14 protein-coding genes and 2 pseudogenes are annotated in these 18,215 nt (G+C 52.4%); 6 read left to right on the forward strand and 10 right to left on the reverse strand.

The genetic code is table 11. From position 1 onward, the window contains the following. Positions 1-408: 408 nt before the first annotated feature. A complete protein-coding gene (locus tag BK667_RS11025) occupies positions 409-1,083 on the forward strand; it encodes a hypothetical protein (RefSeq protein ID WP_221179159.1) in 675 nt (224 codons plus the stop codon). Between the two features lie 654 nt (positions 1,084-1,737). Here the strand turns inward: BK667_RS11025 and BK667_RS11030 are convergent. The 3 genes from BK667_RS11030 to BK667_RS11040 form a co-directional block, all read right to left on the reverse strand. Next, complete coding sequence (locus tag BK667_RS11030) at positions 1,738-2,349, reverse strand: SLATT domain-containing protein (protein ID WP_123597608.1); 612 nt, start codon at positions 2,347-2,349, stop codon at positions 1,738-1,740. After that, a complete protein-coding gene (locus BK667_RS11035) occupies positions 2,346-3,653 on the reverse strand; it encodes a nucleotide-binding domain-containing protein (RefSeq protein WP_185058197.1) in 1,308 nt (435 codons plus the stop codon). Before BK667_RS11035 ends, BK667_RS11030 begins: the two co-directional genes overlap by 4 nt. 231 nt (positions 3,654-3,884) lie before the next feature. Further along, positions 3,885-4,520, reverse strand: a complete 636-nt coding sequence (locus BK667_RS11040) for a 3'-5' exonuclease (protein ID WP_123597609.1) — start codon at positions 4,518-4,520, stop codon at positions 3,885-3,887. 693 nt (positions 4,521-5,213) lie between these two features. Between BK667_RS11040 and BK667_RS11045 the strand changes: the two genes are divergently transcribed. The 3 genes from BK667_RS11045 (at position 5,214) to BK667_RS11055 (ending at position 6,713) form a co-directional block, all read left to right on the forward strand. After that, the gene (locus tag BK667_RS11045; RefSeq protein ID WP_123597682.1) at positions 5,214-5,675 is read left to right on the forward strand and encodes an antitoxin Xre/MbcA/ParS toxin-binding domain-containing protein; all 462 of its coding nucleotides are present in this window, start codon (positions 5,214-5,216) and stop codon (positions 5,673-5,675) included. Between the two features lie 144 nt (positions 5,676-5,819). Next, a complete protein-coding gene (locus BK667_RS11050) occupies positions 5,820-6,410 on the forward strand; it encodes a DUF6088 family protein (RefSeq protein ID WP_123597610.1) in 591 nt (196 codons plus the stop codon). Positions 6,411-6,485: 75 nt separating this feature from the next. Then, complete coding sequence (locus BK667_RS11055) at positions 6,486-6,713, forward strand: BPSL0761 family protein (protein ID WP_123597611.1); 228 nt, start codon at positions 6,486-6,488, stop codon at positions 6,711-6,713. 355 nt (positions 6,714-7,068) lie between these two features. On the opposite strand, the gene BK667_RS11065 is transcribed toward BK667_RS11055, so the two are convergent. Genes BK667_RS11065 through BK667_RS11075 form a run of 3 tightly spaced genes read right to left on the reverse strand, consistent with a single transcriptional unit; the run spans position 7,069 to position 11,377 of the window. Further along, positions 7,069-8,409 carry an AAA family ATPase gene (locus tag BK667_RS11065; RefSeq protein ID WP_123597613.1) on the reverse strand — a complete coding sequence of 447 codons (1,341 nt, stop codon included), beginning with the start codon at positions 8,407-8,409 and terminating at the stop codon, positions 7,069-7,071. After that, positions 8,406-10,418 carry a TnsB C-terminal domain-containing protein gene (locus BK667_RS33525; protein WP_123597614.1) on the reverse strand — a complete coding sequence of 671 codons (2,013 nt, stop codon included), beginning with the start codon at positions 10,416-10,418 and terminating at the stop codon, positions 8,406-8,408. The genes BK667_RS11065 and BK667_RS33525 overlap by 4 nt, the downstream gene beginning before the upstream one ends. Continuing rightward, on the reverse strand, positions 10,415-11,377 hold the full coding sequence (locus BK667_RS11075) for a PDDEXK family nuclease (RefSeq protein WP_123597615.1): 963 nt from the start codon (positions 11,375-11,377) through the stop codon (positions 10,415-10,417). The genes BK667_RS33525 and BK667_RS11075 overlap by 4 nt, the downstream gene beginning before the upstream one ends. Positions 11,378-12,062: 685 nt before the next feature. Here BK667_RS11075 and BK667_RS33945 point away from each other — a divergent pair. Further along, positions 12,063-12,542, forward strand: a pseudogene (locus BK667_RS33945) (TniQ family protein); the annotation flags it as partial. A gap of 12 nt (positions 12,543-12,554) precedes the next feature. Then, a complete protein-coding gene (locus BK667_RS11080; RefSeq protein WP_259698000.1) occupies positions 12,555-13,652 on the forward strand; it encodes a TnsD family Tn7-like transposition protein in 1,098 nt (365 codons plus the stop codon). Positions 13,653-13,930: 278 nt separating this feature from the next. On the opposite strand, the pseudogene BK667_RS33950 reads toward BK667_RS11080, so the two are convergent. The 4 genes and pseudogenes from BK667_RS33950 to BK667_RS11100 form a co-directional block, all read right to left on the reverse strand. Then, positions 13,931-14,074, reverse strand: a pseudogene (locus BK667_RS33950) (antitoxin Xre/MbcA/ParS toxin-binding domain-containing protein); the annotation flags it as partial. Between the two features lie 379 nt (positions 14,075-14,453). Then, positions 14,454-15,407, reverse strand: a complete 954-nt coding sequence (locus BK667_RS33045) for a hypothetical protein (protein WP_148060133.1) — start codon at positions 15,405-15,407, stop codon at positions 14,454-14,456. A 160-nt stretch (positions 15,408-15,567) separates the two neighbouring features. Further along, complete coding sequence (glmS, locus tag BK667_RS11095; RefSeq protein WP_123515507.1) at positions 15,568-17,403, reverse strand: glutamine--fructose-6-phosphate transaminase (isomerizing); 1,836 nt, start codon at positions 17,401-17,403, stop codon at positions 15,568-15,570. A 1-nt stretch (position 17,404) separates the two neighbouring features. Further along, positions 17,405-18,181 carry a DeoR/GlpR family DNA-binding transcription regulator gene (locus BK667_RS11100; RefSeq protein WP_123515505.1) on the reverse strand — a complete coding sequence of 259 codons (777 nt, stop codon included), beginning with the start codon at positions 18,179-18,181 and terminating at the stop codon, positions 17,405-17,407. Between the last annotated feature and the right edge of the window lie 34 nt (positions 18,182-18,215).

The following is an 18,215-nucleotide window of genomic DNA, read 5'->3' on the forward strand; positions in this document are numbered from 1 at the left end:
TGAAGTGCGCAATAGGGTTTCCTCTCTCCGACTTCGAAGGTCCGCTATTGATGAAGGCGATCGTGCCTTCAGGTGCGAAAAATGGACGCATCCCTACCTCGCCATGCCCCTCTTCCCACACCCTATACCCTGCAGCACGGCGAGCACACTGAGTACGCCGAGCACATTCAGCACATAAGAGCACCGAAAAACAAAAATAAAAATATGAAATTCAGCACGTTATAAATATTCTCTGCGCGATATCACGCAATTCGAATATCTGAACTAGCGTCATATCAGGAATTTGATGGGTCTGTATCGTTCGTTCATGTGCGTAGAAATGCGCGATATGAGCGTGTAATGACGGTTTGCCATCGTCAACAGATGCCCGGAAACTGGACCTAACAGAAAACGGATAAGGGCTGCACAATGGCCAACGCAAAACAATCAGCAAAACGCCGCTTAACGATGGCGGAACGTGCTCAGCAACTGATGCTGGTCCACTTTCCCAACATTCCCGATGCGTTGAAATGGACGCGAAAAACCCACGACGGCTTTAGCACGATTCCTCGAACCCTGCCCATTGCCATGCAAATTATTGACGCCGATTCGAAGGGGCAGCCTGCCGGGCACGTGCTGTTTTGTCTATGGGCGCGTATGCCCGATCATCCGGTCATAACGATCGAGAACCCAAGCACGTTTGCGGCTGAAGCCGGTTTTCTCGGGGAGCGGGCCGTGGACACCTGGCGTCGCCGGATGAAGAAGCTCCGGGAGCTGAACTTCATCACGACCAAGCCAGGCGCATCCGGCGAATTTCACTACGTGATGCTCACCAATCCTAACGCTGCGGTCGAGTGGATGCGCAACCACGGCAAGGTTCAGGATGGCCTGTATAGCCGCTTCATCGAGCGACTTCCGGAGATCGGTGCCTATGGCGACATAGAGGCGCTCCATGCCTATTGGGCCGCGCTCAAAGAAGCAGAGAAGGCGGCTGTGGCTGCTGAAGTTGCTAAGCAGGCATCGAGCCCCTCCGTATTGGACGAGCCGGCCCCAGCTCCACCCACCAAACCCAAGCGGATCAGGAGGACAAATGCTAATGCGTAGGAGAGTACGGAGCGCTAAGTGCTAATTCACCCATCGGCGTCCTCAAAAATAAAGCCCTGGACCAGCTGAGGGTCGAGTCTTGACTGGTCATGGCTGTGGTGGTGCAACGCTTAGCTCATCGATACAACCTAAAGGAGGCCGAAAATGCAGTTACATACGAGAAGAGTCGCGGGCGTCGAGTGCTAATCCACCCACCTCGGCGCCCTCAAAAATAAAGCCCTGGACCAGCTGAGGGTCGAGTCTTGACTGGTCAGGGCTGTGGTGGTGCAACGCTTAGCTCATCGATACAACCTAGAGGAGGCCGAAAATGCAGTTACTTACGAGAAGAGTCGCGGGCGTCGAGTGCTAATCCACCCACCTCGGCGCCCTCAAAAATAAAGCCCTAGACCAGCTGAGGGTCGAGTCTTGACTGGTCAGGGCTGTGGTGGTGCAAGGTTAGGGGTGCTAGATCTCGCAATGAGTCTAGCACCCCTTTACCTTTTTGCTTTGACGCCGGAGCGAGAAGAATCACTCAGAGATTCGTATGGGTACGGCTGAATAACGTTGCTTCAGCATCCGGTCGATTTCGGCTACGTATTTCTCAGGAGCCATGCCGCAAGGCTCGTTTCGAAGCTGGTGCACGGCGAGCACCGTTTCCGCACGGATTTTTTGGGGTCAGGCGATACCGAAGCAGCTCTTGACTGAATCAAAGTGCGAGGCAAAGCAGGTGGCGATCGAAACGATAATGGCGGCCACAGCTAGCCATGCCGTAAGAGGTACTTTGTCTCTCCAAAAACTAAAATTTTTCTGGTTTGCTACCCAGTCAATTTGATACTGCCAGAAGAATTTGTAGTGAGCGTACCAGTCGCTGAAGAGGATCTGTTTGCTGATAGAGGCACTATAGTATTGCGATTCAAATGCCGCCAAGCGCGCCCAGTAAAGGGAAATGTCTGCATTCGGCGCCAGCGCTTCAACCTCTCGGTACAGGTCTCGTAGACCGTTGAAAATCTTGGTTATCTCCACGGCGGACTTTTCATAGTCTGATTTTTTTGAATCGTAAACCGAGATATAAATACCGATAACCCCCAAAACGGCCAGTGCAGCGGAGACGTCTTTGGCTGACAGAGAATCGTAAACTAGAGAAAAAATACCTATGGCTGTGCCAATGAATCCAATCAACCCCGGGATCTTTTCTACGATGTCATAAGTGGCCCAGTGCTTGCGGCCCCCGAAACCAACGTTGTAGCCCGTTTCTGCGATGCTTTTGAGTAAAGACACTTGGCTCATATGCTTTCACTAATAGGTACGGTTATTTCGCTGCGGGCTACGACAACATCATCCTTCAGGATGTAGCACTCAACCAAGTGGTCGCCTTTGAAGCTCGTGGATTCCTGAATTGTCTCATGTCCCTGGTCGGCGGTTATGTAGCCGCGGACGCAATCGCGCTTCTCAGCTTCTTGCCCGATATTGAGCACCTTCCATTTAACGGTGTACGGCTTTGGAACGTCGTTTCGAGTGATTTTAAATTTGAGCGTTTTGCGCGCCTGGAGGGGCAGTCCTAGTGAAATCAACTCACTCAGCAACCGTTCCCGAAAGCCTTTCTGCTCGACGTCACAGTCGACTACCAAGGGGTAGCGAACATCGACAGGTGCGAGATCCTCGATAAACTCCTCGGTGTCCTTGAAGGCATAAAGGGAGTTGGCCAGCGACTCCATAGCGGCACGTGCGACTGTGCGTGTTGTCGGAAAATCGCGACCAAATACTTTCCTCCAGCGCTCGCCCTCAGTTTCCTTACCCGCAGCTTCAATGGCCTTCAGGGAAAGCTCGTATGCTCGCTTGGCCGGCTTTTGAAACTTCTGTTTCACCTTGACGTGCTGGCGACTGCCCAGCGCCGCGTAGCGTTCCTGTTGTGGAAGGTTTGACGCGTAGTGAAAGAAATCCCTGACCATGCAGTCGTAGGAGGCGAAACTTTTGTCAGCGTAATCGTCCGTCTGCGTGAGGAAATTATGCGCCAACGTATCGATCAGCAGCCCCCCAATCCCGATGCCATGTTTGTTCTTCCACGCCCGTAGCATTTTGCAGAGGCGACGCAGGTTTCCATTCTGGTCATCATCGACCTCGCTGGTAGCCTTGATTTCATCTTTGGGTTTGGTGATCTTCCACGATCCGCCGTTGTACGTATCAGGGTAATTGAAGCTGCCGTCGTCTTGCTTAAAAACGGGCTGAACCTCAACGTTGAAGTTCAGGAACTTGACGCAAACCACCAGACGGTCAACCGTAATCGCGGTCGTAGAGTACCGTTCTTGGATGGCGGTTTTGGTGTCTGAAAGTAGCTTCGACTGCCCGCCTTCCTTGTTGTACCTGTCCCAGTCACTGTTGGGCATGATGTACAACATATCGAGGTCGGAAACGCCTTTGATGGCTGTCCATCGGCCATAGGAGCCTACTTGGAGGTTATTGGCGGTCGAGTCCAGCGTCCGAAAATATTTATTGAGCGAGCGCGTGATACCGGAGTAACGATCTTCAATCGTCACGTGATTGGTGATGCGCAAATTGGAGACAAAATCCTTGAAAATAGTAGCAGTTGACATTGTTATCCCTACTCGTCATTTCCCCAATCACGCTCTGTTGGAGTCTCCGCATAGTAGCCGACGGCTATCATCAAGGTCTATCGCCTGACACTTAGTTGTGCTCAGATTAAAAGCGGCCGCAACCGAACGGTCTATGCGTGCGAGCGGCAAAAAACCGATGGCCAAGCGTTCCTACGTCAAACGGAACTTGTTTGATAGCGGGATTTCGATAGACACCGGGGAGAGCAGCATCTACGAGATTTTTCGAGACCTTGCCAGCAGTAGCACAACCATGTCGGCTAAGTTCTTGGCGTCATCGATTCCTCGGTGGTACTGGCCGCTCCAATTTAGCCCAAGTGCTTCTACAGCAGCCCTCAATCCTATTGACGGGCATGCAAATATTTCGCGATAGCTTCGTTCAATATCCAAGTGTTGAACTCCACGTAGCATCGGCGTGCAATTGGCCCTCAGTGCGTCAGCTGCGAGCTGATCAGCGTCGTAATCTCCCCACGATCCCCACAGTGCGTTGGGGTATTTCTGAAGGAATGCAGTGAACTCCGTTGCTACCACCGGGAATGATTGGGCAGCATCCACATCGGCTTGCTTAATGGAGGTCAGATTGGTGCAGAAGTCAGTCAGGGTAGGGTGGAGGACTGGGCGGACATAGCGCTGAAACACTTCTACGGTTTCCATTTTTCGTAGATCAATTACGGCTAGGCCTATCTCGATGGTTTCCATCTCATCTGGGATAACGATCAGAGCTCGAAGATTTTCGGCCTCCATGAGCTCGTCGCATGTCGCCTCAAGGTCGATGCACAACATAAAATCAAAAGACTTTATTGATGTTCCGAACGCCTGCAATAATTGGATATTGGGGATATTTTTCATCTAACCCTCCTGAAGCTCGGACGTCGCCACTACGTTGGCGTAGAGAGTGGCAAGTAGAGTCTTGAAGCGAAGGACTGCTGAATGGCAGAAAAAAGATGACTCATCTGCCAACGTTATTATTGATTAAGACCTCTCCGCGAGCCATTCGTTTACCCCCTTGGAGAAAATGGCGCAATTGAAGTTTTGGAAATTTGCTCATCGACGGAAGGATCGCGGTTAAAACGGAACCAATTTTAGATACTTGCAGCCTGCCAATTGATGTTGATGTTGATGTTGATGTTGATGTTGATGTTGATGTTGATGTTGATGTTGAGGTTGATGTCTCACACATGTAAGGAACGGCTTTCACAGATCCTTAATTTTTTGAGCTTATGTGCGTCTAAGTCGGGTTTTTTGAATTATTCTCCGTCGTAACACCACGAAGTTGGACTTTTTTACCAGTAGAATCAGCTATCGATTGTGGTCTAGTGATGAAAATTATATAGCTACCTCCTTCCATTTGATATGTACATGCCTTGAGACCATCACCGTGAAGTTATCCGCTCAGCACGGGCACATATAACACTGTAGCTCGCGTCTCAATCTTCTAGTGAGCTTGAACTTCGTTTGACGGCTATCCCCTATCCTAGCAAGTTCACGAAATGCGTAGATGGCGCTAAAATGATGTTAAGAATCGCAGCGGAGCTGCACGCTATGGCTTCCCCCAAAACACGTCGTGGTAAGGCGACACCGGTTACGGAGCTCCTCCTCGGTGGTGACGCTGGGCAGTTCAGCCTTGTCGCGGTCTACAAGCTCATTGCTAAAGGCTTTGATCTGGAAGACGTGAAAACGATGCTTTCGATGTCTAGTCTCTACTCAAAGAAAAACATCTTAAGCCGCCTTATGGGTAAGTCCCTGAGGAGCGTCCGTCGCCAGAGCGGCGTTAAGCAACCGGTTCGACTCAACGCCCAGCAGAGCGCTGTAGCCTTTCAGTACGCTTGTGTATTGGAGCACGCGATTAGAGTTTTCGGCGCTCAGCGGTTGGCTGAAGAATGGCTGGAACGGCCTTGCAGATATCTGGAAGGCGACGCGCCTCTTGACGTTGTCGACAACGCTTTAGGATTCCAGGCAGTGAAGGACTATCTGAACCGTATTGAGTTTGCGCTCTATCATTGAACCCATTCAACCGGCCTTGGCTAGTAATGGCAATGGCGCCTAAATTCTGTGGTCTGAAGGGTACTGGCACGGTAGCGTCGAAAAGCTGAAGCTGCAACGCTCTAATGCCGTTTGACAAATAGCTACGCCGCGTAAGGAGGCAGTATGTCTATCAAGTATCTCATCGCACAGAGAGTCAAGCGTCTTGAGAAGGGGCGGCCCTTTTTTATTACAAAATTTTCCTCCGCCGGCTCCCGGTCCGCAGTCAATAAAGCAATTTCGGAACTGGTACTGGCAGGCCTGCTAGAGCGCGTGGCACGAGGCGTGTACATGCGGCCCAAATCAAACAGCTACATCGGTCCGATACGTCCCAATTCACTCACGGTTATGAGGGTAATCACCTCAGCTAAAGGTGAAACGACACAGATACATGGCGCGGAAGCAGTTCGTAGGTTAGGCCTCAGTACACAAATGCAAATACTCCCAACGTTCTATACCAGCGGCTCCACACGGGAAATTCAGATCGGACTTTCCATTGTGCGCCTCAAGCATGTCTCTAAAGACCGGCTTCAGCACGCCGGTACTAAAGTTGGGCTGGTGCTTACAGCTCTTCATTACGTTGGGAAGCAGGGATTGACCAAAGAAATTTTATCGAAAGTCACTGATCAATTAAGTAAAGATGAGTTGCGTGAGCTTCTGGACTGCAGGATGCCAAAATGGATGAGGTCAGTCCTCATGTCCTGGCCCATCAATTGAGGCGCGGTGAACAGTTGAGCTTGAGAAAGATCCTCACCCTAAAATTTACTCTGAAGTGCTACTGGGAGATCAAAAATGACTATGCCGGAAGAGCGCACTCGCGCAGTGATTCAAACTCATGATTTTTTGGTTGAGCTATCTCGCGATAAATCTCTCCCAGAAAAAATTAGGCGCGATGCTAAATTTCTTTTACGACATTACCCAGTTAAAACTGACATGCTGCTAGCTGCGCGACTCGAAGAACAACCGGCATTGTTAACTGAGCTTGTGGGGCCTGTTTTCGGCCTACCTATCGATCTTTAACGCTTAACTATGTGGGCTCTCCTCGCAAAAATAAACAGGCTGGTCTGCACCAATCTCTTCGAATTTATATCTCTCGCGGCCCAATCCACATGAGTGGAATTCCGCGCATGCGCGGGTTTTGGCTTCGCGGCTGCTTGAGAACGCTAGCCAGGTTCGGTCATTTCGATAAAGCCAGGCGAAGGTCGCTGGAGAGCATGTCCTTAGGGCTTTTGGCCCCCTTTTCAGGATGCCGGGAGCCGAGAGCACTCCAAACTCCTCGCTGAACATTCAATTGCAGCTGGAACTGAGCCCTTTCCCAAACAGCTTTGAGCTCAGGCTCAGCACGACGCAGCTTGTTAACGGTTGATATGGTCATTCACTTCGGCTTTTTGGGGATGGATGACGGCGACTCCATGTACTGAAGGAAGGATCGCATTAACTCCTCGTCGGTCGCCTTTGGGACAGACGCACGCCGGGCGGATTTGGCTGGGGTTTTCTCCTCTGGCAAGGCGATATGCTTTAGCACTGAGCGCTCTGTCTCGGTAGCCGACGAATCAAAAACCCTCGCCTGCACACGCTGGTCACGATCTGCCCGGGTGAAGCTCACCACGTTCGACTTGAACTCAACGGGTAAGTCGAACGGACAACGCAGGTCCAAGCTCGTTCTGCTGGATCCTTTGTTGATTGCCTCCAGCTGCAGGTCTTCGACATCCCTCGCGTTGCTGGTGTAAGCGCTGGACCGGTAGGCCTTGTGCAGGTCTTCGACCTCTATCCGATTTCTGCCGGCAGCACGACATTCGATGTAAGCAAGCTTCAGCAACTGCACAGCGAGCCGCTTGATACCGAAGGTAGAGCGGTAAAGCTCAGTCGCAAATTCATCTTTTCCTGCTTTGACACGGCCGCCGCTGACCCTCACGCACTCGTCCACAAAGTCAGCCCAATCCTGGCTCTTGGGATCATCGGGCAGCATGATCCGTGGCTCGGAAAGCAGCCTTTGCTTGTCTTCACTGTTACGACGAAGCAGCTTATGCACGAGACTGTAGTTGGACACAAAGATCATCGGGGGTCCGATGACTGCCATCGTCAGCAGGATGTCGGTCACTTTAGACGCGCCCTCACCGGTGTTGATGTGCTGGGTTTCATCCAGAACGACCAGCGTGACGCCGTCCCGGTTGGCCAGCCGGCGGCACTCCACGAGCAGTTTCTTCAGATTGCCACCTCGACCGTCGTGGCCGTTACCATGAACGAAATCTAGGAGAAGTTGCTTACCACCCGCTTTGCCGCGGGCGCTCGCATACCACAGGGAGGTCAGCTCGACGGTGCCCTGGTATAGGTCACAAGTGAGCTCTACCGGTGGAGGTAGAGCCCTCCACAGAGCAGCAATCGTCTGGCTCTTACCAACCCCCGCCAGGCCGGTAAGGCAGATCGGTGAAACCTCCACCTCTGGAGGTTTGAAGATTCTGGCAGCGTACCCAGCCTCACTGCTGAACACTTTGAGGTTGTGCAGATACGCCAAACCGGTCATTTCATGAATAAAGTTGAGAGAGAATTCGTTAGGGAGGTACATCTCCATCAGCCTCTCAGCGAGGAGATGAGCGCCAACCGAGGGGTGAAGCGTCTCCAAATCCGGCACAGGCTCTGGTCGCACGACAACTCGTTTACGGATGCTTTCAATGTCCATATAACCGTCGAAACGAGATTCGATGGTTTTGTTCATTTCGTTGCACCTCTGAAGCGATTGTAATCGGCAGTGTCGCGCAGTGCAGCGCCGCCTTTCGAGGGCCGTCCTATTTTCCGCTCACCAGCGTCCCAATCCTCGCCTGTGTTCAGTTTGAATCTGTCTTCGAAATGTTGATCATGGGCAGGCCGCTCTTCTCTAAGATCAGCAGCGGCGTCTCGGCGCATCTGGTCAATTTCCTGCAGTTGGCGTAGTGAGATATCGATGGTGCCCAGAGACGTACGCGCCGATCTCACAAAATCTAACTCATACAAAATCCCTTTAACTTCTATCCATATGTGGCGAACGCACATGACCAGAACATATGCTGAAGTGTTGATAACCCCTTGCCGAGCTACCAAGTCAAACACTCCCGTTTCTTCCAGAGCACGGGATCTATATTTCCGTCCGTAGAAATAGACGCCATCTTTTCTTATCGCAGCTGATCGCACATCAAGAAACTGCCTTACAGCCGTATCGAAAGGAACGCCGATCGAGGAGTCTCGACCACGCATGCTCCAGTAGCTGTAGATGTCATGTGGCGTCGGCTTAATTCCGGCCAGAATCATTTCCTCGTCCATACGCAGTCGAGCGTCAGAAGTGTGGTTATCCTTTAGAACCCGCAGGATCTCGCGCTTGGCCATCTGCACAAAATCCAGCCTGCTGTGAAAATAAGTCGGCTGCCCGAGCGTCTTCTTGTCCCTCGGATGAGAAGACTCGACAGTGGCCTTGGATTGGCCAGCATAGACAGGTGTCAGCTCTACCGACTTCAACCAGTGAATCTCTGGCTCTACCTCGTAGCCTGCAGCGGGGCCTCTATCCAGTACCATTCCACCTGACAAGCCGGTACTAGGCCATTCTTCCGCGCTGATCTCCACACCATACTGCTCGCAGAATTTGACCTTGTCGCACGCCATGGAATAGATCGCCATGCGATAAGCGGCCATATTTTCTCTGCCTTCCGAAAAGCCAATCCCTAGCACCATCCCTGACAGCGCACAGACAGCTCGGACAACACAGAAGCTTTCTACAGCACTACCTTCAGTCAGACCAGAAAGCTTCTCGGATATATAGTAGCCATCAAACTCAATGCGCTGATTAACGTTGATGAGATTGTCGGCAAAACTTCCTTCAGAGCCTGATTGTGCACGAGCGCCATGCTTTCCTTTTAAAGCGATACGAAGCTCTTTCGCACTGATCATTTTGGATACCCAATACTTAAACTGGGGGAAGGAAGGGAAAGGCTTACCTTGCGAATGTCTATATTCCACTGGTGCGCCGCTCTGTTTGGCTGAAACACAACCAAACACACCCGTGAGGATTTCACTGTAAATCTTGTTTTGAGTCTTGTGGGGAGATTTATAAGTGAGAAAGCCTTTCAAAATCTGTTGCTGCATGACTGCATCACAACGGTAGCCATGCCTTTTCCCCTTACGAGAGGGTCGGCCAAGCTTCTTCGTTCGACCAGGTCCTTCTCGATTCCAGGCCCCGATTCGGTGAAGAGGTGGCAACAGGGACCATTTGGTCTGGCCGAACACCACATAGGAATAGAACCAGAGCCTCATCCTGGCAGCGTTCTGATGGGGGCGCTGGGCTTTAGCGTGAGCGTTGATGAGAGCGTCAGGATCAGCGCTCGCAAAAATCTCATCCCGGCGAGCGACCAGGCTTGAGATTGCAGCAAAACGCTTGTTCACCTTCTGCTCATAACTCTCTTTCGATGAGGCCCGACGGTTTTCCAGATGGTCGATGGCCACACCTTCGAGGGGTATCAGCCAAGGAGGAGTTGAATCGGCCGCGCCATCCTCCACCAACCATCCATTCTCGACCGCTTCCTCAAAATCGATCTGACTCAGTTGAACCAGATGAGTACTGATGTTTTTCCCGTCGTCCTTGAATTCGACAAGACGAACTCGGTTTCGCCGGCCATCGCTGACGAGGAAGTGGTAGACAGTGCCTTGTGCGAGGCTGAGAAATCCCTCTGGGGCGATGATCCGTGAACCCGCCCTCATGATGCCACCTCTTGGAAAAACGAGCCGAATTCCTGAAGCAGATCGCAGCCACCGGTAACGAGCGGGCGATCGATCAGGATAGATTCGCTGAAGTCGACGAGTAGCTTTCTATCCCAAATATCCTGGTAAATCTTCGCGATGAATTGATCGCGAAAGCCCCATCTAGCGCTGTGTTCGATCGCCACATAGGCCACAGGCTTTCCGATTTGCACGGCATCAGACACTGCGCCACTGAAGTCCTCCAGCAGAGCCGCCTCAAGCGAGAAATCAAGATCGTGCATGCCAAACAAGAGATCCAGATTCGCTTGGATCGTAGGCGATACCAGATCGCGAGAAACCTCAACGGTTCGGATGCCGGCGCTTGCGTAGTACCGCCGCTCCAACTCGCCCCTTAGTTCGGCATGCTCACGGTCTTTCCTCTGTTGGACAGGGGTCTTCGGCGACGAGCTTCGCCGTTCACGAAAAGCTACGGCCCGGTCCTTGACGGTCCAGTTAACGGCGTAGGGTTCTCCTCGGCTGTTGAGGAGATACAGCAGAAGGTCCCCCTGATAGGGATACGGGATTTTGCGCCTATTACCGCTAGCATCTTCCACTACGATTTCATGATGCTTAAAACCGATCTCCCTCGCGATATCGACAGTACCGCGCAGAGGGGGCGGGAAGGTCCCCTTCGTCAGCGGGTGCCCTCGTAGTGGATGGCCTGCATTAACGGGCCAGAGCATTTTCTGCTCGTGCAACTCAAACAGATCAGGGTGGTAAAGCGCTAGTTGCGCAAATACCTTCTCTGGCCCGGAAAGGAGATGAACCGTACGTCTCAGCTTTCGGCTGTGCAGTCTGCTGATTCGAGACCCCTTTGGCGCCTCACGGGGAACCGCCAGCGTGGATGGTACGTATTCCCCACCCCAATCGAACCGGCTCTGGCGGTTCAAGATGAGGGCAAATCTTTCCTGCGGTTTCATCCAAGTATTCCAATCTCATCGGAATTTCGCGACGCGAGCTTGTTGGGGATAACAACAAGAAGCGCGCCGACGAACCCCTTATCCTGCGGGCAGATCACCGCGCGTCCGACTGTGGATAACACGCAGTTTCTTGTGGATGAGCGAGTCCGTGCGAGACTTGACGTCTCACATGCAAGGGATAGACAATGGAAAAGTCAGGGTGATTATCTGGCTTATCCACAGGGGCCCAAGGTCACACTTGGGCCCTTGTCTAACTGACTTCCAGCGCTCTCGTTTAGCTAGATGTCATCTGAAATTCTTTCGATCGGGCCTACCTTAGGCGTCGCCGCCAATTGTGAATCCGCCCACCCTCACGAAGCTTGATTAAGGCCTTGCGTGCGCAGTGCGTTCTTCGCTACCAGTTCGGTTAAAAAGAATATGTTAACGCCGGAAATTCCCGGCTGACAACAAGTTTGCACACCAACCATGGTTTAGTCTTCACAGACTCCTGAGAACGAATTTCCTATTATATGGAGCGCACACAAGATTCCGGTCCTCCCATGGATTCTAGGGCCTTGAGTCCACGCAGGTGGCACTAGCTGCTGACTATTAAACGAATCAACTAAGGACCCGCGTTCTAATAATGTTTAGGACTTTCAACGTCTTAGATTTCGGTTTATGGTTATGTTCTTTGAGGGTCACTCAAATGAACCTCACCTGCAAGCAGACTCCTTTTCTTCATTGGTTACCGGACGAATGCTTTTACAGCCTTTGTAGCCGGCAGCATTTTTTTTGGTGCAACCAATCGCCTGAGGAGACGTTAAATTCGCTATTTGGAAACAGCGTCAAGTCGTTCACACACGATTTCCCCAAAAACCTCAACCTTTTGAATAAGTACGCAAAGTCTATGTGGGGTACTCCGGAGGACATAATCTGTGAACACACCATCGCGGCTATATTCTTTCCATTCCAGTCACCTGAAAATGTGCATGCACTTAAGCAAGCACTGAGTGGACCGCGATTGAGCTCTTTTAAATATAGGTTTGGACTTGTCACTGGCAGGTTCGGTGGGGCACATCCCTTAAAGGCCTGTGTTGAATGCATGACTGCTGATCGATCAGTCTATGGGACCGCATACTGGCATCTATCTCATCAGTTTCCCGGAGTAACTACATGTCCAATGCATGGTAGATTACTTATGGAATCTAAAGAAAACAGACAGTGGTCCAGGGGCTTCCAGTGGCTTCTTCCCGATGAGCCCGCTCTGGTGGCGACTTGCCAACCAGCCGTTAGCCCTTCAACGCTCACAGCACTCCACGCCATGTCAAACTCAGCGGTGACTCTATCCAAATTGGGCATCACCAATCAGTTTGATCTCAGTACAGTTGCCCAAATGTATAAAGAAGCTGTCAGTAACTTGGGGGCTCCCCAGAAGTGGCGCGAGGCTTCTGCCGACTGCTTTGCTCAATATTGCTCGTTACTTCAACCTTTCCCACCATTCTCCGCCTTACCGAGCTCTCGGCGGTGTGCAATAGAATTCATTTCCCAAATGACACGCAAGCCCCGTGGCTACTGCCATCCGTTGAAGCATTTGACGCTAATTTCGTGGTTATTCGGAAGCTTAGAATCCTTCGTGGACGCCTATCAACAGCTGAAGAAACAGTCAAAAATTTCAGGGGCTGGTAATATTCAAGCGTTAAGCCTATCTCAAATTATCGAGGTTCAGCTCTCAAAGATAACAAGAAAAACCGGCACTCCGAGACCCAAAAAAATCTTCAGTGACTTGAAAGAAAAAATTCTTGATGCACTGATAACAGGCACCAGTCAAAAAGAGGTTTGCTCAAGGTTTGATATATCTATAAGTACAGTAAATCGGCTGCTGCGCATGAATCCAATAGCTGAACAGCAAATCATTAATAAGTTATTCCTCAAGAAGCGTGAGAAACAACGAAATGCATGGGATACTTTAGTGGACCAAACTCCAAACTCTAGCGCTAATATTATTAAGCGCTTAGCTCCAAATGTCTACGCTTGGCTTTATCGGAACGACCGCTCGTGGCTATTATCAAAAACTGGTTCATTACCAAGTGGCAGAGGCGGTAATTATGTGACCGTTGACTGGGATGCCCGCGATGAAAACTTATGCACCCTGATTAAAAAAGTACTGATAGAATTTCCTACCGATTCAAAGATCCGTAAGCGTGACCTGTATCAGCTTGTGCCCAATCTCTTTTCCTCGCTTGAGAAAAGGTCACACTATCCAAAAACGAGAAGGCTCCTCTCCGAAATCGCGTAATAGCTTTTTTCGAATAGGGAGACCTGCAGTCTATAGAACTGACACGACCAGTCGTATGTATGGCCTCTCATTGGAAAATACTGAAGCTTTAGGGGCGCTGCAGTAAGTTTCGTAAATACTTTCTATGAATTTACGAGTTAACCGATTCACTAGCTATCTGAGTTCAGCGGACACCCCTGTCCTGTAGTGAAAGATAGTCCCTTACCAAATCAGGACATTCCTATCAGTGCGTGCAATCACCCGGTATCGAACGGTTGTGGATGCAGCTCCCCATAGCCTCAATAAACCCCATATTCGATCCTCATCAGCTGATCGCGGACTTGGCGATAGCCCTGGGCATCCTCCAGAAGGCTACAGGGAATACGCTTGTCCAAGCCAAGAGCCGGCCGTGTTAGCCATTCAGACGCTAGTCGGTCGTTGCCCGGAACGTAAGCAGCCTGATTCTGAACCTAATCCCGACGAGCTACGAAACAACGATAGTGGCTGCTCCAGCAACAGAGACGTGCTGAAGGACAGGGGCCAAGTAGATATATTGTTAGCATATGCACCTCCAGTACCACCTTTTGCCCTCGGGTAAGGCTTACCTTACTGCAACAGCCAGTCAGGAGCCTCGCAGAGGGATGACTGGTAGCTTCACGCCCAGAGCGGGGATCTGCTCGCGATGACTGGAGCCCAACCGGTCGCTCCAAGCCGAGGGACCTTGGGGAGTGCTTCCTCTACCTAAACTGGCTCAAATCGATGACCATTGCGCCGGGGATGGGGTAGGTTGCAGCAGGGATAGATTTTTCGCCGGGGGCTTTGTCAGCCTAAGCTGTCAAATAGATTTCTCATTTCCTCGTCGTCTATATAGTACTCAGACGCATGCCCGTCAGTGCGATAAGAATTCCAGTAAGAATCAATCGGTGCAGGTTCAGCGTCACGACGTAAATTATCGCTCAAAAAAGCTTCGAAGCTTTCATATACATATGCTATCCACTCAAGCAATTCATGTAGTTGCTCTCGTTGCACTAGAAACTTGAGCGCTCGATGGTCAGCCAATTCATTACCATACAGGATGATCTTTGCGCGTTTCTCCCTAGATTTTCGATCATAAGATCCATTGTCGATGGCTTCTGTAAGTTTTTCTTCAAGTGCGTGCAAAGCCGTTTCGGCGGAGAGGTGATGTTGAAGGGAAGTGAGGTTTTTGAAAAATTGAGCCAGTCGCAGTGCCCCAGGGTCCATATTTACCGTGGGCTCCGCGTCGCATAGGCTGCGCCCTGCGCATCCGCTCCACATCACGTGTAAAGCGTGGCCATGACGGGAGAACGGCTTCTCGCAGAACTGGCAATGCGAAAGCAAATTGACGTTATGCTTAGCGCATACAGATATTCGAGAATGAATACGCTTCCAATATGAATACCCTCGCACATGAGAGTCTTCTTTGGCGCACAATGGGCAATAGGAGCGTGTTTCTGAGAAGTTATCAAAGCAGTAGGACTTGGATACAAACTCAGACGCCGAGTACGAGAAGCTGCTCTTTGATTTTAAGACACCATGAACAGGGTAGTCGGTATGCGAATGCACTAATTTGTTAAATCCGTAACAACCATCCCATCCGAACATATTAGCGATGGAGATTACTTGTTTACTACGCCAGCGGCAGTAGCGGAATTCCGGTGCCCTAAAAATCTCTAAAGCAGGACTGTGCGGTTGTAAGAACAGATTTCGCTCCACATACGAACGGAGCGATTCATCGGGTTGGATTTGCAACAGCATGGAGCGGCCCGTTGAGGGTATGGGAAGGGGGTAGCAGGCGAAGGGCCGGGGCATCGCAGGAGACGAGAGGACAGACCTCACCGGCTCTTGCGACAGTTTTAATTCTCCCGCGACAGTTTTAATTCTCTAAAACCACTCTTGAGGAGCAGTCGCTGCGGGCTTATTCCACCGTTACCGACTTCGCCAGGTTGCGCGGCTGGTCAACGTCGGTGCCTTTGAGCACAGCCACGTAGTAAGACAGCAGTTGCAGCGGGATGGTGTAGAGGATCGGCGACAGGATGTCGTGGATGTGCGGCATGTGCACAACGTGGGTGCCTTCGCCGTTAGTCATGCCAGCCTGTTCGTCAGCGAAGACGATCAGCTCGCCGCCACGGGCGCGGACTTCCTGGAGGTTGGATTTCAATTTCTCCAGCAGTTCGTTGTTCGGCGCCACGGTGACCACCGGCATATCGTTATCCACAAGTGCCAACGGGCCGTGTTTCAGCTCGCCGGCCGGATAGGCTTCGGCGTGGATGTAGGAGATTTCCTTGAGTTTCAAAGCCCCTTCCATTGCAACCGGGTATTGCGCGCCGCGACCCAGGAACAAGGTGTGGTTCTTGTCGGCGAACAGCTCGGCGATTTTTTCCACGGTACTGTCCATCGCCAGGGCTTCACCCAGACGGGTTGGCAGGCGACGCAGTTCTTCGACCAGGGTCGCTTCGATGCCTGGGGCCAACGTACCGCGCACCTGGCCGAGGGACAGGGTCAGCAACAGCAAGCCGACCAACTGAGTGGTGAACGCTTTGGTCGAGGCCACGCCGATTTCGCGACCGGCCTGGGTCAACAGGGTCAGGTCGGATTCACGCACCAGCGAGCTGATGCCGACGTTGCAGATTGCCAGGCTGCCGAGGAAACCCAGCTCCTTGGCGTTACGCAGGGCGGCCAGGGTGTCGGCGGTTTCGCCGGACTGGGAGATGGTCACGAACAGGGTGTCAGGCTGAACGACGACTTTGCGGTAGCGGAATTCGCTGGCGACTTCGACCTGGCACGGGATCCCGGCCAACTCTTCGAGCCAGTAACGGGCAACCATACCGGCGTGGTAGCTGGTGCCGCAGGCAACGATCTGCACGTTGCGAACCTTGGCGAACAATTCGGCGGCCTGTGGACCGAACGCTTGCACCAGCACTTGTTGCTGGCTCAGACGCCCTTCCAGGGTGCGTTGCACCACCGAAGGCTGCTCGTGGATTTCCTTGAGCATGTAGTGACGGAACTCGCCCTTTTCGGCGGATTCGGCGCTGTCGCGGTATTGCACGGCTTCGCGCTCAACGACTTTGCCGTCAACGTCCCAGATTTGCACGCTGTCACGGCGGATCTCGGCGATATCACCTTCTTCCAGGTACATGAAGCGGTCAGTGACCTGACGCAGGGCCAGTTGATCGGAAGCGAGGAAGTTTTCCCCCAGGCCCAGACCGATCACCAACGGGCTGCCACTGCGGGCTGCAACCAGACGATCCGGTTGATCGGCGCTGATCACCGCCAGACCGTAAGCACCGTGCAGCTCTTTGACGGTCGCCTTGAGGGCAACGGTCAGGTCGTGCAGATCCTTGAGTTTATGCGCCAACAGGTGGGCAATGACTTCAGTGTCAGTGTCGGAGGTGAACACGTAACCCTGGGCCTTCAACTGTTCGCGCAGGGCTTCGTGGTTTTCGATGATGCCGTTGTGCACGACGGCCAGGTTCTGCCCGGAGAAATGCGGGTGGGCGTTGCGTTCGCACGGCGCGCCATGGGTTGCCCAACGGGTGTGGGCGATGCCCAGGCGACCGATCAGCGGCGCGGCGGCCAAGGCTTGATCCAATTCACTGACCTTACCCGGGCGACGGACGCGATCAAGGATCCCGTCATTGGTGAAGACCGCCACACCGGCGCTGTCATAGCCACGGTATTCCAGGCGCTTGAGGCCTTCGACAAGGATGGCGGTGATGTTACGTTCTGCGACTGCGCCGACAATTCCACACATGCTATTTCTCCTGACTGACAGCCGCGAGGATCAAGTTGATACCGCGGGCCTGAATCTGATCCCGTGCCTCTATTGGCAGGCGATCATCGGTAATAAGGGTATGGACGCTGCTCCAGGGCAGCTCCAGGTTGGGAATCTTGCGGCCGATCTTGTCGGCCTCGACCATCACGACCACTTCCCGGGCGACTTGCGCCATAACCCGGCTCAATCCCAGCAGTTCGTTGAAGGTTGTGGTGCCGCGGACCAGATCAATGCCATCGGCACCGATGAACAACTGGTCGAAGTCGTAAGAGCGTAGTACCTGCTCCGCCACCTGCCCCTGAAAGGACTCGGAATGGGGGTCCCAGGTACCGCCGGTCATTAACAGCACCGGTTCGTGTTCCAGTTCGCTCAAGGCACTGGCCACGTTCAAGGAGTTGGTCATCACCACCAGGCCGGGTTGCTGGCCGAGTTCCGGGATCATGGCGGCGGTGGTACTGCCGCTGTCGATGATGATCCGCGCGTGCTCCCGAATCCGCGTGACCGCGGCGCGAGCGATGGCTTGCTTGTACTTGGAAACCGGTTGACCGAGGTCAGCGACCAATTCCTGAGGCATGGTGATCGCGCCACCGTAGCGGCGTAGCAACAGGCCATTGCTCTCAAGCGCTGCCAGATCCTTGCGAATCGTCACTTCCGACGTTTCGAAACGCTTGGCCAACTCATCCACACTCACTTCTCCCTGCTCATTGAGCAAGGCGAGGATGTTGTGGCGACGTTGTGGTGTATTGCGCTTCGACATGAGCTGGTAAGTTTCGATTCGAAAGATAACGGAA

Source organism: Pseudomonas frederiksbergensis, assembly GCF_003732705.1.
In the GTDB taxonomy this organism is placed as follows: domain Bacteria; phylum Pseudomonadota; class Gammaproteobacteria; order Pseudomonadales; family Pseudomonadaceae; genus Aquipseudomonas; species Aquipseudomonas frederiksbergensis_F.

Excerpts from the sequence above, each read along its gene's own strand:
- BK667_RS11025 (WP_221179159.1), top strand. The coding sequence starts at position 409 with ATGGCCAACGCAAAACAATCAGCAAAACGCCGCTTAACGATGGCGGAA.
- BK667_RS11030 (WP_123597608.1), bottom strand. The coding sequence starts at position 2,349 with ATGAGCCAAGTGTCTTTACTCAAAAGCATCGCAGAAACGGGCTACAAC.
- BK667_RS11035 (WP_185058197.1), bottom strand. The coding sequence starts at position 3,653 with ATGTCAACTGCTACTATTTTCAAGGATTTTGTCTCCAATTTGCGCATC.
- BK667_RS11040 (WP_123597609.1), bottom strand. The coding sequence starts at position 4,520 with ATGAAAAATATCCCCAATATCCAATTATTGCAGGCGTTCGGAACATCA.
- BK667_RS11045 (WP_123597682.1), top strand. The coding sequence starts at position 5,214 with ATGGCTTCCCCCAAAACACGTCGTGGTAAGGCGACACCGGTTACGGAG.
- BK667_RS11050 (WP_123597610.1), top strand. The coding sequence starts at position 5,820 with ATGTCTATCAAGTATCTCATCGCACAGAGAGTCAAGCGTCTTGAGAAG.
- BK667_RS11055 (WP_123597611.1), top strand. The coding sequence starts at position 6,486 with ATGACTATGCCGGAAGAGCGCACTCGCGCAGTGATTCAAACTCATGAT.
- BK667_RS11065 (WP_123597613.1), bottom strand. The coding sequence starts at position 8,409 with ATGAACAAAACCATCGAATCTCGTTTCGACGGTTATATGGACATTGAA.
- BK667_RS33525 (WP_123597614.1), bottom strand. The coding sequence starts at position 10,418 with ATGAGGGCGGGTTCACGGATCATCGCCCCAGAGGGATTTCTCAGCCTC.
- BK667_RS11075 (WP_123597615.1), bottom strand. The coding sequence starts at position 11,377 with ATGAAACCGCAGGAAAGATTTGCCCTCATCTTGAACCGCCAGAGCCGG.
- BK667_RS11080 (WP_259698000.1), top strand. The coding sequence starts at position 12,555 with ATGGAATCTAAAGAAAACAGACAGTGGTCCAGGGGCTTCCAGTGGCTT.
- BK667_RS33045 (WP_148060133.1), bottom strand. The coding sequence starts at position 15,407 with ATGCTGTTGCAAATCCAACCCGATGAATCGCTCCGTTCGTATGTGGAG.
- glmS (WP_123515507.1), bottom strand. The coding sequence starts at position 17,403 with ATGTGTGGAATTGTCGGCGCAGTCGCAGAACGTAACATCACCGCCATC.
- BK667_RS11100 (WP_123515505.1), bottom strand. The coding sequence starts at position 18,181 with ATGTCGAAGCGCAATACACCACAACGTCGCCACAACATCCTCGCCTTG.